Genomic DNA, 12,118 nt, shown 5'->3' with positions numbered 1-12,118 from the left:
ATAAATTTTAGACGAGTAATGCATTGGACACATAGCAGGCTGGGCCGATACGATTCGTCGCACAACACACAAAGCGACGCAAGGCGCGAGGAGACTGCCATGACCCGAATCCGATTCCAGAACATTGCCCGCCGGCTGCTGCGCGGCGCGGCGGCCGGCCTGCTGTCCGTGGGCCTGGCGCCGGCCTACGCCTATCCCGAGCGGCCCGTCACGCTGCTGGTGCCGTTCCCGGCAGGCGGGCTGTCGGACGTGGTCGCCCGCAACCTCAATGCGCCGCTGGGCCGGCAGTTCGGCCAGCCGGTCATCGTCGAGAACCTGGGCGGGGCCGGCGGCGCGATCGCCGCGCAGAAGGTCCTGCATGCGCCGGCCGACGGGCACCTGCTGTTGCAGGCCGGCCCCGGCGAACTGATCACGACGCCGCTGGCGAATGCCGCCATCAAGTACAAGAGCGAGGACTTCCGGCTGGTACACATGGTCGGCGCGGTCGACCTGGCCATCCTGGTGCGCAAGGACCTGCCGGTGAAGGATGTCGATGAACTCGCGGCCCATGCCGCGCAGGCGGCCCGCGCGGGCAAGCCGCTGACCTATGCCAGCGTCGGCATCGGCTCGCTCTACCACCTGCTCGGAGCGCACCTGTCGCAGACCATCGGCGCGCCGATGACGCACGTGCCCTACAAGGGCGGCGCGCCCGTGATCCAGGACCTGGTGGGCGGCATCGTCGATATCTTTATCTCGCCGTTCGGCAAGCCCGACATCGAGCGCATGCGCACCGGTCAGGTCAGGATGCTGGCGGTGCTGTCACCCACGCGGCTCGACGCGGTCAGGTCCGTGCCGAGCGTCAATGAAAGCAGGGCGCTGCGCGGCTTCAACTACTCGACCTGGGCCGGCGTCTTCGTGAAGAAGGACACCGCCGAGCCGGTCGTGCAGGCGCTGCACAAGGCGCTGGCGCAGACGCTGGCCGACCCCGCGGTACGTGCCAGCCTGGATGCCGCGAACCTGCCCGCATCCCGTCCGGCATCGCTGGCGGAGAGCCAGAAGGCCTACCAGCAGAGCATCGACCAGTACCGCGGCATCGCCCGTGCCATCGGCCTGCAGCCGCAATGAAGGACGCCATGCATCCCCTCCTGGCAGCGCTGCGGGACAGCACGGAAGCGTTCGTTGCCATCCGCCGCGACATCCATCGCCATCCGGAACTCGGCTTCGAGGAGCACCGCACCAGCGAGATCGTGGCGCGCCTGCTCGCCGAATGGGGCTACGAGGTGGAACGCGGGCTCGGCACCACCGGCGTCGTTGGCCGGCTGCGGCGCGGCAGCGGCAGCGGCAGTCTCGGCATCCGCGCCGACATGGACGCGCTGCCGATGGCCGAAGCCACCGGGCTGCCCTATGCCAGCACCCATCCCGGCGTAATGCATGCCTGCGGGCACGACGGGCATACCGCCATGCTGCTTTGCGCGGCCAGGCATCTCGCACTGCATGGTAATTTCAGCGGCACGCTGAACCTGATCTTCCAGCCGGCGGAGGAGGGCCTGGGTGGGGCCAGGCGGATGATGGAAGCGGGGCTATTCGACAAGTACCCTTGCGATGCTATCTTCGCCATGCACAACGTCCCCGGCTCGGCGCCGGGCCGGCTGCTGATGCGCCAGGGCGCGGCGCAGGCTTCGGCCGACAACGTGACCATCACGCTTACAGGCATCGGCGGCCATGCGGCGTTCCCGCACAACGCGGCCGATCCGGTCGTGGCCGGCGCTTCGATTGTGATGGCCTTGCAGACCATCGTGGCGCGCAATGTCGATCCGCTGCAAACGGCGGTGATCACGGTGGGCGCTTTCCAGGCGGGCACCGTTTCCAACATCATCCCTGCGCAGGCCGTGCTCAGGCTGAGTGTGCGCGCGCTGGATCGCCAGGTACGCGATCGGGTCGAGCAGCGCATCTGCGAACTGGTCACTGCTCAGGCGCAAAGCTACGGCGTGGCGGCGCAGATCGACTACGAGCGCGGTTATCCGGTGCTGGTGAACACGCCGGCGGAAACGGCGTTTGCTGGCCAGGTTGCGCTGGAACTGCTGGGGCCCGCTCACGTCAACTGCCAGGCACCACCGATCGCGGCGAGCGAGGACTTCGCCTTCATGCTCGACGCGGTGCCTGGTTGCTACCTGTGGATTGGCAATGGCGAGGGGGGCGAGGGCGGCTGCATGGTGCACAACCCAGGCTATGACTTCAACGACGCGAATATTCCGGTGGGCGCGGCTTACTGGGCGCTGCTATGCGAGCGCTTCCTGGTGGACCAGCCATGGCCGGGCCACGCGGCGGACGCCCGGACAAGTGCCTAGGCTAGCCGAGTGTGGGACGCTCTACCCCCGCAGTCCGCGGGCTGGCGCCTGCATGCAAGCGGCGATGGCAGGCCGGCCGGAATCCGTGTCTCAGGGGAAAGAATACGCCCGGCCACTGCCGGTGCAAACCGGCCGGCGCGGTGAAGTTGCTGATCCACTCGCAAGTCGATAGTGCACCACTCCGGCCAACTCAACCGAGGCTGGATGCCACTACATCCTGGCGAGATAGCGGGCCACGGCCGGGATATCTTCGTTCGACAAGGTGGCGGCAATGCCGTCCATCGCGCCGGTAGCGTCATGGCGCTTGCCGCTCTTGAACGCCGCAAGTTGGTGCGCGAGGTAATGCTCTCCCTGGCCGGCGAGACGCGGTGCCAGCTCCTTGCCCGTCAGTGCTTCCCCATGGCAGGCCTGGCAGCTGCGGGCCTGGACCACGGCCTTGCCGCGCGCCTCGAGCGCGGCGCTCTCTGTCGCGTCCGTGCTATCGGCCGGTGCCTGCCTTGCGTAGTAGGCTGCCAGTGACCGGATCTGCTCGGCGGTCAGGCTCCTGGCAAGTGGCCCCATGGTCGGGTTGTCGCGCTGCCCGCTGGCGAACGCGCGCAGCTGCGCCTCGAGATACGCTGCCGGCTGCCCGGCCAGGGCCGGGTACTCCGCGTTCCGGGATTGCCCGTACGGACCATGGCAGGCGAAGCAGGTCTCCGAAAACTGTGGCCATGCGCCACCATTGGCCTGGCTTGCCCGGGCCTGGTTGTCCAGTGCCGTGCCGAACCGGTGGTAGTCCACCAGTTCGGGAACGAGGAATGCGGCCGCTGCCGCCACTACTGCAGCCGTCGCGAGCACCATGCGCTTCATCTTCATTTATGCCTCCGGGACGGGAGAGGGCAGCGCCGCTTGCAGCGCGCCGAGTGCCTGCAGGGCGGCACGGTGGCCCGAGCGCACGGCGCCGTCCATGGCGCCGGCCCAGATGTCGGCCGTCTCGGTCCCCGACCAGATCAGCCGGCCCAGCGGTGGATGCAGGTGTTGGCCCAGCTTGGTCCAGAAGCCGGCGGGCATCGGGTTGATGCAGCTCATCGACCAGGGGTCGACCTTGCCCCAGTCAAGGTCGTGGTATTGCGTGGGCTTCAGCGCCTGGTCTCCGAATGCCCTGGCATAGATGGCGGACAGGATGGGCTCGGCGGCGTTCGGGTCGGCCGGCAGGTAGCCGGGTTTGACGAAGGCGCTGAGCACGCCGACCGAGCCGTCCGGCGGCGAGTTGTCGACCGACCAGATCAGCGGGCCGTCGAGCGGCACCACCTGACCGTTGAAGCCTTTCTCCCTCCAGAACGGCCGTGGGTAGACATGTGCGGCCTTGCGCATGGGCGCATGGGCAGGCCAGGCCCGGTGCAACTGTGCCCGGCCGGGCGGCAGCGGGGGATCGAACACAATCTGCTGGCACAGCGCCGGGTTCAGCGCGGCAATCACGTGACGCGCCCGCACCACGCCGTGATCGGTGTGCAGTTCGACGATCTCGCGGTCCCAGCCGACGATCTTGCGCACCGGGCAGGACAGCCGGACCTTGTCGCCGAGGTCTTGCGCCATCCGGATGCTGAGAATCTGCGAGCCGCCGACGAAGCGGGTTTCCTGTGCGCCGTCCTTGATCTTCTCGAGCGTGTCGTAGTCACTGTTCGCGCTGTTGATCACCGACAGATAGTGCAACAGCCCGAGTTGTGCGGGCGGCGCGCCGAGCGACAGGGTCGCCGCCATGCCGAAGGAGAATTTCTCCTCGTTGCTCAGGCCTTGCCGCGCCAGCCAGTCGCCAAGCGTCAGCTTGTCGTATTCCGCTGCTTTCGACGCCTTCCATGGCGCGCCGCTGGGCACGCCGCGCGCCATCTCGCTGAGCCTGGCGGCCACCTGTCCCTGGGCACCGATGCCCCCATGCAGGTCCTGGGTTACGCGGATGTTGTCGGCGAGGAATACGGTCTTGCCGGCGTAATAGGTGCCGAAGGTCTCGACGCCGAGCTCGCGCGCCAGGTCGGCAATGGCGGTCTGGCCGGGGCCGATCCACTGGCCGCCCGCTTCGGAGACCACGCTGTTGCCGAGGTCGTGGTTGTAGGTGCGGCCACCGACGCGGTTGCGGGCCTCCAGCACCACGAAGGACTGGCAGCCGGCGCGCTGCAGGTCGCGCGCGGCGGTCAGTCCGGCCAGGCCGGCGCCGAGGATGGCCACGTCCAGCACGTCGCGCTGTGCGCGTGCAGCGCCCGCGCGCAGGGGTGCGGCGCTGGCGGCATGCGGTGCGGCTACCGCCAACGATGCGGCCGCCGCCGCTGCCGCAATGCCGAGCAGCCGGCGCCGTGTGTGTGAGTCCGGCGCGGAGCCGGGCGCCCTGTTCTGTATCCCCTCGACCCGTGCCGCGCCATCCCGGCGCCTTGTCTGCTCGCTCATTGTTCGGTGAAAGCCAAAAGTAGTATATGAGTTCAAATATAGGACGAAAAGACAAACAAGTCAAAAGACCGCGAGGTAGGTGGTTTCGGCATCGCTTCACCCCATGACGGACAAGTCAGGGAAGGGAATACCCTGTCTTTTTTCTTCTTTCTAAGTTTGTCATAGTTACCTAACTTTGGTGTGTTGGCCTATTAACGAGTCGGCCACGGAACGACAGGAGTTCACCCATGGATCAATCCAAGCGCAAGGCTTTCGCGGAGGACGGGGCCGTCCTTATCGAAGGCTGTCTCAATGCAGAACAGCTGGCGCTGTGCCGGCAGGCGTTCGACTGGGGCATCGAGAATCCCGGTCCCAATGCGCACAGCCTGTTCGAGGGCTCGGTGCAGAAGTCGCATGTCGACAACGCAAATCCCTTTGCCAAGGGCAGGCTGGATGAACTGGCCGTCGCGCTGCCCTTTGGCAGGTTGTTTGCCGACCTGTGGGGCTCCGAGCACGTCTGGTATTTCGCCGAGGAACTGTTCCTGAAGGCCGGCGGCAACGCAGGGCGCTCGCCGTGGCACCAGGACACCTCCTACCTGCCCTGGGCCGGCAAGCACTTTGCCAATGCCTGGATCAGTTTCGAGGCGGTTCCCAAGCGCAACGCGCTGGAGATCGTCCGCGGCTCGCATCTCGGCACGCGTCACGACGGCAGCACCTTCCAGAACCCGGACGATCCCACCGAGCCCTTGCACGGTGGCGGCGTCTGGCCTCGGCTGCCGAACATCGAGGCCGAGCGCCATGCCAACCCCGATGCCTACAACATCATCTCCTGGGCGACCCGGCCCGGCGACGTGCTGCTACTGCATCCCGGCGTGCTGCACGGGGGCGGCGCCGTCGACGCCGACTTCCCGAATCGCCACACGCTGGTGATGCGTTTCTTCGGCGACGATGCGGTTTTCAGTCCGCTGCCAGAGCACAGCGATGCGGGTTTCACGCCGGCGGGCGTCCTGTTTGTTGAAGAACTGGCATCGCTGAAGGCGGGCGACCCGTTCCGCGCTTCCTGCTTCCGTCAAATCTTCTAAGCCAAGGCCATCCCTGACATGACGACTCCCCCCATGACCCGACAGTCCATCATTCCGCACGGCACCGAGGCGCTGTACGACGCCCTCCATTTCTCTCCCGCGACCCGCGTTGGCGACACCATCTGGGTTTCCGGGCAAGTCGGCGTCGACGCCACCATGACACCGGCAGAAGGCATGGAGGCGCAGGCGCGGCTCGCCTTCGAAGCGCTGAAGGGCGTCCTGGCGACCGCCGGTGCCAGCCTTGCCGACGTGGTCGAACTGACGACCTACCACACCCGCTTTCGCAGCGAGCTCGCCGAATTCACCAAGGTGAAGGACGAGTACATCCCTAACCGCTATCCCTCCTGGACTGCGGTCGGCGTGACCGAGCTGGCGCTGCCCGGGCTGTGCATCGAGATCCAGGCGGTTGCGGTAGTGGGCAGCGGCGAAACCTGAGCCTGGTAGCTGGTGGGCGACAACTACCATTTTTTGGCGCCTATGTTTGTCATAGTGTCCTATGTTAGGCACTCTGTATAAAAAGAAGCCGGGACAGTAACCGGTTGAACCTGGTGGTAGGAGACACAGATGAAATACACGACGTGGTTGATCAGCGCGACCGTGGCGCTCGGCGGCGCAGCTTACGCCGCCGCTCCCGAGCAGGACATGGCCCGGCTTGGCAAGGACCTTACCCCGGTGGGTGCCGAGCGTGCCGGCAACAAGGACGGGTCCATTCCGGAATGGACCGGTGGCGACATGAAGGCGCCAGGCGGCTGGAAGCCCGGCACGCCGCGCCCCGATCCCTATGCGAACGACAAGCGCCTGCTGTCGATCGACGCGTCCAATGTCGACCGCTACAAGGACAAGCTCGCCCCCGGGCAGGTCGAGATGGTGAAGACGATCCCGGGCTACCGCATGGACGTCTATACGACGCGCCGTTCCTGTGGCTTCCCCGACTTCTACTACGAGCGCACGAAGAAGAATGCGGCGAGCGCCAGGCTTGCCGACAACGGCCAGAACCTGGCCGAGGCGCTCGGTGCCGGCGTGCCTTTCCCGATCCCGCAAAGCGGCGTCGAAGCGATGTGGAACCACAAGCTGCACTGGAAGGGCGAGGGCTTCCAGATGAGCTACGCCGGCTATATCCCGCCCAAAGGCGGCGACAGCATCGGCGAGCCGCTCGGCCAGGAGGAATGGCAGACGTCGCCGATGTGGTCGCCGTCGAACAAGGGCGTCGCCGACGCGCGCGGCATCGAAAGCCTGTACCTCAACACCTTCACCAGCCCGCCGTCGATCGCCGGGGATGCCACGCTCACGCAGTACAAGTTCGCCGAGGCCAACGACGTCTGGCTGTACTTCGCCAGCCAGCGCCGCGTACGCCGGGCGCCGACGTACCAGTACGACGCGCCGCAGCTCAATACGGAGAATTTGCTGACGGTCGACCAGTACATGCAGTTCAACGGTCCGCTGGACCGCTACGACTGGAAGCTGGTCGGCAAGAAGGAGATGTACGTTCCGTACAACACCTATCGCCTCAACTCTTCCGCGAACAAGGTCGAGGATGTCGTCAAGCCAAAGTTCCTCAGCCGCGACCACACGCGCTACGAGCTGCACCGCATGTGGGTGGTGGAGGCCACGCTCAAGTCCGGCATGCGCCATACCTTCCCCAAGCGCGTGTTCTATCTCGACGAGGACACCTGGACCATCCTGGTGGAAGACATGTACGACGCGCAGGGCAAGGTCTGGCGCACGACCGAGATGGGCCCGTACATGGCCTGGGAAATCCCGGCCTGCGTGTGGGCGGCGAACACCAGCTATGACCACCAGACCCGGCGCGCGGTGCTCGACCGCGTGGTCGCGGGCCGCAAGGAGCCGGACTGGCTGGCCACGCGCGAAGGACGCCTGAAGGAGAAGACTTTCGAGCCGGACGGCCTGCGCCGATTCACCACGCGCTAAGCGATCACAAGGGTACGGAGAGGCCATCATGAAACTGCGTGATCACGCGGGACCGGTCGCCGGGGCGATCGGCAGGGCGAGTGCGAATGCATGTGCACGCGCAAGGAAACTGGACCGGAAGCTGGTCTGCACCGCGATCGTCGGCGTGCTGGCCGGGGCCAATGCAGGAGCGGCCCGCGCCGCGCAATGGACGCTCGACAACGGCTGGCAGGTGGCCTTCGACTCGACGGTGTCGTTCGGCGTGGCGGTGCGCACGTCGAAAGCGAACTGCAGCTTCGTCGGCAATGACAACGGCGGTTGCGTCGGCGACGCGTCGACGCCGCTGCAGCAGAGCAACCCGGCCGTGTTCTCGTCGAGCCAGGACGTGCTGCGCGTGAACCAGGACGACGGCAACCTGAACTACAAGCGCTGGCAGCCGGTCTCCGCCAATGCGCAGTGGACCAGCGACCTGTACGTCAAGGCTTCAGACGGCTGGAGCGGGCTGCTGCGCGGTGTCGTCAACTACGACTTCGCGGTCGACCATACCCGGCGCAGCGACCTCGACCCGTCGGCGCGCAACTTCGCCACCAGCAACCCGCGCCTGCTCGACGCCTACGTGACCAAGGAGTTCGAGGTCGGCGACCAGCAGGCGCGCGTGCGCGTCGGCAGCCAGGTGCTGAGCTGGGGTGAGAACCTCTACATCCCGGGCGGCGTGAACTCGATCAACCCGATCTACCTGCCGTCGGCGCACCAGCCCGGCACGCCGCTGAAGAATCTGTTCATCCCATCGCCGATGGTCTCGGCCAGTTCGTCGCTGGGTCCGGACCTGGGCATCGAAGCCTTCTACCAGTGGAAGTGGAACAGCTTCGTGTTCGACGCGCCGGGGACGTTCTTTTCCACCAGCGACTTCGTCGGCAGTGGCGGGCGCGGCCTCTATATCCCGACCTCGACGCTCAATGCGGCGCTGGGCGCCGCGGGCTTGCCGCCGTTTCCGCGCGCCACCATCGGCGACAACGGCACCCGGATCGTCGGCATCAATCCCGCGACCGGGTTGCCCTACAACCGCCCCCTGAGCGCCGGCGAGCTGGCTGACCCTGGCGCCAACCCGGTGGGGCCGCTGCTTGGCGCCGGCACGTTCGTCCCGCGCGGCCCGGACAACAAGCCGACCAATGCCGGTCAGGGCGGGCTCGCGCTGCGCTACAAGTTCCCCGATAGCGGCAACGAGCTCGGCTTCTACTACCAGCACTACAGCGACAAGGTGCCATTCGTCAGCTACCAGGTGGGCACCACCACGGCCAACCCCTTCGGCTGGCAGGCGTCGCTCGACTACGGCAAGAACCGCGACCTGTTCGGCCTGTCGTACAACTTCCAGGCGGGCGAATGGGTGATCGGCACGGAGCTTTCCTATCGGCCGCGCGATGGCGTCGCGATCGACCCCACCACGGTGATCGATCCGGGCAATCCGTACTACTGCAATGCGCTCGCCGATTTCACCGTGAAGCCGGTCGGCAGCAGCTGCAAGGGCTGGGTCGACACGCAGCACTACCAGCTGCACCTGACCGGCATCCACATCATGTCGCCATCGGGGTCGTTCGGCTGGCTGCTGCGCGCGCTGGGCGCCAGCGAGGGCACGCTCACCGCCGAGGGTGCGCTGGCGTACTACCCGAAGCTGAAGCTCAACGCCGGCATCCCGTATGCGGTCACCGCCGACTACAAGCTGCCGACGAAGCTTTCGGCGGGCATGGTGCTGGCGGCGTCGGTGACCTATCCCAACATCTTCGGCACGAGGGCGTCGCTGTCGCCGGATATCGCCGTGATGCAGGGCATCGGTGGCTATTCGGCAACGGCGCTGCCGGGCTTCATCCAGGGCGCGGGCGCCGCGGTGATCGGCGCGACCATCGATTTCAAGACAAAGCCGGAAACCAGGCTGCGCCTGGATTACACCCACAACTGGGGCGGTAGCGGCAGCAATCTGCTGCGCGACCGTGACTTCTTTTCCCTCAGCATGACCACCGCATTCTGATGCTTGCACGCCTGTTAACCCGTCTAGAAGCTGCCCTGTTCGGGCATCGCCTTCCATTCCTGCTGCTGCTGGCGGGCTTCACGGCCGTCATGGGCGTGCTGGGGGCGAAGCTCGAACTCGAAGCCGGCTTCGAAAAGCAGCTGCCGCAGGGCCATGAATACATCAAGACCTTCGAGCAGTACCGCCACCAGCTGTTCGGCGCCAACCGGCTGACCATCGCCGTCCATGCCCGCGACGGCGACATCTGGAACGCGCAGGCGCTGACCCAGGTGCTCAAGGTGACAGAAGCCGTCACCTACCTGCCCGGCGTGGACCGGGCGAGCGTGACTTCGCTGTGGACGCCGAACGTCTTCTTCACCGAGATCACCGAAGACGGCTTCCGCGCCGAGGCGGTGACCGGCGGAGACGTCGTGCCGGAGAAGCTCTCGGCCGAGGTCATCGGGATGGTCCGCCAGCGTGCCACCGCCGGCGGCCATATCGGCACGCTGGTCGCGCGCGACCAGACCAGCGCGCTGATCACGGCGGAGCTTGGTGATGTCGACCCGGCCACGGGCAGGAAGCTCGACTATATCCAGTTCAACCGCTTGCTGGAGGAGAAGATCCGGCGCCCGTTCGAGAATGACAAGGTCGAGATCCAGATCATCGGGTTTGCCAAGCAGACCGGCGACATCGCCGACCGCGCTGCGGACGTGGCTCGCTTCTTCGCCATCGCCTTCCTGCTCACCGGGCTCGCCGTGTACTGGTACTGCCGCTCGCTCCGGCTGACGCTGCTGCCGCTCGCGTGCTCGCTGGTGTCGCTGGTGTGGCAGTTCGGCACGCTGCGCCTGCTCGGATACGGGCTTGATCCGCTGGCGATCCTGGTGCCGTTCCTGGTGTTCGCCATCGGCGTCTCGCACGGTATCCAGCAGATCAACTTCATCGTGCGTGAAGTTGCGCAAGGCACCGATTCCGCCATGGCCGCGCGGCGCAGCTTCACGGGCTTGCTGATTCCCGGCTCGCTTGCGCTGATCACCGCGCTGGTCAGCTTCGTCACGCTGCTCCTGATCCCGATTCCGATGATCCGCGAGCTGGCGCTGACCGCGGCGATCGGGGTGGGCTACAAGATCGTCACCAACCTGATGATGCTGCCGGTGGCCGCGTCGTACTTCCGCTTTTCGCCGGAGTTCGCGCGCCGGTCACTGGCTCGGCGCGAGCGCCATAACGTGTGGCTGGAAGCCATCGCCCGCATCGCGCGGCCGCGCAACGCCGCGCTGGTGACGCTTGCCGGCGCGGTGGTCTTCGGCCTGGCGCTATGGCAGAGCCAGGGGCGCCACATCGGCAGCCTGCAGGCGGGAGCGCCGGAACTGAGCGCGGACTCGCGCTACAACCTTGACGTGGCGGCGATCGTCGACCGCTTCGACGTGGGCCTGGACTGGCTGACCGTCGTGTTCGAGGCGAGACCGGAGCACAAAGGCGAAGTCTGTTCCCGCGCCGACGAGCTGCTGTTCATCGACGACTTTGCCTGGCGCATGGGCAGCGTGCCTGGGGTCGTGTCGACCGACTCGCTGGCCGCGCAGCTCAAGCTCTACAACGTCGGCATGAACGAAGGCAGCCCCAAGATGGCGACCGTGACGCGCGACCCGCGCGGCCTTGGCTCGCAGTTCCAGGGCGTGAACAACCGCATCGCCGGCCTGTCGTCGATCGACTGCCGCGTGCAGGGCGTCAACCTCTACCTGCCGGACCACCGCGCCCCGACCATCAAGGGCGTGGTGGAGGCGGTGAAGGACTTCCGCGACGCCAACCGGATCGACGGGGTGCACGTGCGGCTGGCGAGCGGCAACGCGGGCGTGCAGGCCGCCACCAACGAGGTGCTGGAGGCAAGCGAGCTGCCGATGATGCTCTACGTCTACGCCGCCATCCTGATCCTGGTGTTCCTGGTCTACCGCGACTGGCGCGCGATGATCGCCTGCTGCCTGCCGCTGACCGTCGCGACGTGGATCGGCTACTGGTTCATGAAGCAGTTGGAGATCGGCCTGACCGTGGCCACGCTGCCGGTGATGGTGCTCGCGGTCGGCGTCGGCGTGGACTACGCCTTCTACATCTACAACCGCCTGCAGGTGCAGCTTGCGCACGGTCTGGAGTTCACCCGGGCACTCGAGCTGGCGATGAAGGAGACCGGGCTTGCCACCGTATTCACCGCCATCACGCTGTCGGTCGGCGTGGCCACGTGGACGTTCTCGAGCCTCAAGTTCCAGGCCGACATGGGCGCGCTGCTGACCTTCATGTTCATCGTGAACATGGTGATGGCCATCACGCTGCTGCCCGCCTTCGCGGCGATGCTCGAGAAGTTCTTCCCGCGGCGCGGACCGGTGTACATGCCGGAAATTCTGAAGCACTAGGAC

9 protein-coding genes are annotated in these 12,118 nt (G+C 66.4%); 7 read left to right on the top strand and 2 right to left on the bottom strand.

Translation table 11 applies throughout. The features are described 5' to 3' along the window. Window positions 1-99: 99 nt before the first annotated feature. Together U9J39_RS23670 and U9J39_RS23665 are read left to right on the top strand one after the other, a co-directional pair. Entirely contained in the window at window positions 100-1,104 is a 1,005-nt protein-coding gene (locus U9J39_RS23670) for a Bug family tripartite tricarboxylate transporter substrate binding protein (protein WP_326348239.1), read from the top strand. Between the two features lie 8 nt (window positions 1,105-1,112). Continuing rightward, window positions 1,113-2,327, top strand: coding sequence for a M20 aminoacylase family protein (locus tag U9J39_RS23665; RefSeq protein ID WP_326348238.1), 1,215 nt, complete (start codon window positions 1,113-1,115; stop codon window positions 2,325-2,327). 210 nt (window positions 2,328-2,537) lie between these two features. Here U9J39_RS23665 and U9J39_RS23660 read toward each other — a convergent pair whose 3' ends face one another. Continuing rightward, complete coding sequence (locus U9J39_RS23660) at window positions 2,538-3,176, bottom strand: c-type cytochrome (RefSeq protein WP_326348283.1); 639 nt, start codon at window positions 3,174-3,176, stop codon at window positions 2,538-2,540. 6 nt (window positions 3,177-3,182) lie between these two features. Further along, window positions 3,183-4,610, bottom strand: coding sequence for a flavin monoamine oxidase family protein (locus tag U9J39_RS23655; RefSeq protein WP_326348237.1), 1,428 nt, complete (start codon window positions 4,608-4,610; stop codon window positions 3,183-3,185). A gap of 362 nt (window positions 4,611-4,972) precedes the next feature. On the opposite strand from U9J39_RS23655, the gene U9J39_RS23650 reads away from it, so the two are divergent. The 5 genes from U9J39_RS23650 to U9J39_RS23630 all read left to right on the top strand — a co-directional run bounded on the left by U9J39_RS23650 (window position 4,973) and on the right by U9J39_RS23630 (window position 12,115). Then, window positions 4,973-5,806, top strand: coding sequence for a phytanoyl-CoA dioxygenase family protein (locus U9J39_RS23650; protein WP_326348236.1), 834 nt, complete (start codon window positions 4,973-4,975; stop codon window positions 5,804-5,806). An 18-nt stretch (window positions 5,807-5,824) separates the two neighbouring features. Further along, on the top strand, window positions 5,825-6,241 hold the full coding sequence (locus tag U9J39_RS23645; protein ID WP_442784922.1) for a RidA family protein: 417 nt from the start codon (window positions 5,825-5,827) through the stop codon (window positions 6,239-6,241). A 129-nt stretch (window positions 6,242-6,370) separates the two neighbouring features. Further along, window positions 6,371-7,735, top strand: coding sequence for a DUF1329 domain-containing protein (locus tag U9J39_RS23640; RefSeq protein WP_326348234.1), 1,365 nt, complete (start codon window positions 6,371-6,373; stop codon window positions 7,733-7,735). Between the two features lie 28 nt (window positions 7,736-7,763). Beyond that, window positions 7,764-9,737: a DUF1302 domain-containing protein gene (locus U9J39_RS23635; protein WP_326348233.1), complete on the top strand. Its 1,974-nt coding sequence runs from the start codon at window positions 7,764-7,766 to the stop codon at window positions 9,735-9,737. Next, on the top strand, window positions 9,737-12,115 hold the full coding sequence (locus U9J39_RS23630) for an efflux RND transporter permease subunit (protein ID WP_326348232.1): 2,379 nt from the start codon (window positions 9,737-9,739) through the stop codon (window positions 12,113-12,115). Before U9J39_RS23635 ends, U9J39_RS23630 begins: the two co-directional genes overlap by 1 nt. The last annotated feature ends 3 nt before the right edge of the window (window positions 12,116-12,118 follow it).

It is taken from the genome of Cupriavidus sp. SS-3 (assembly GCF_035818815.1).
In the GTDB taxonomy this organism is placed as follows: Bacteria; Pseudomonadota; Gammaproteobacteria; order Burkholderiales; family Burkholderiaceae; genus Cupriavidus; species Cupriavidus taiwanensis_C.
This window is presented reverse-complemented; position numbering and strand designations above follow the sequence as displayed.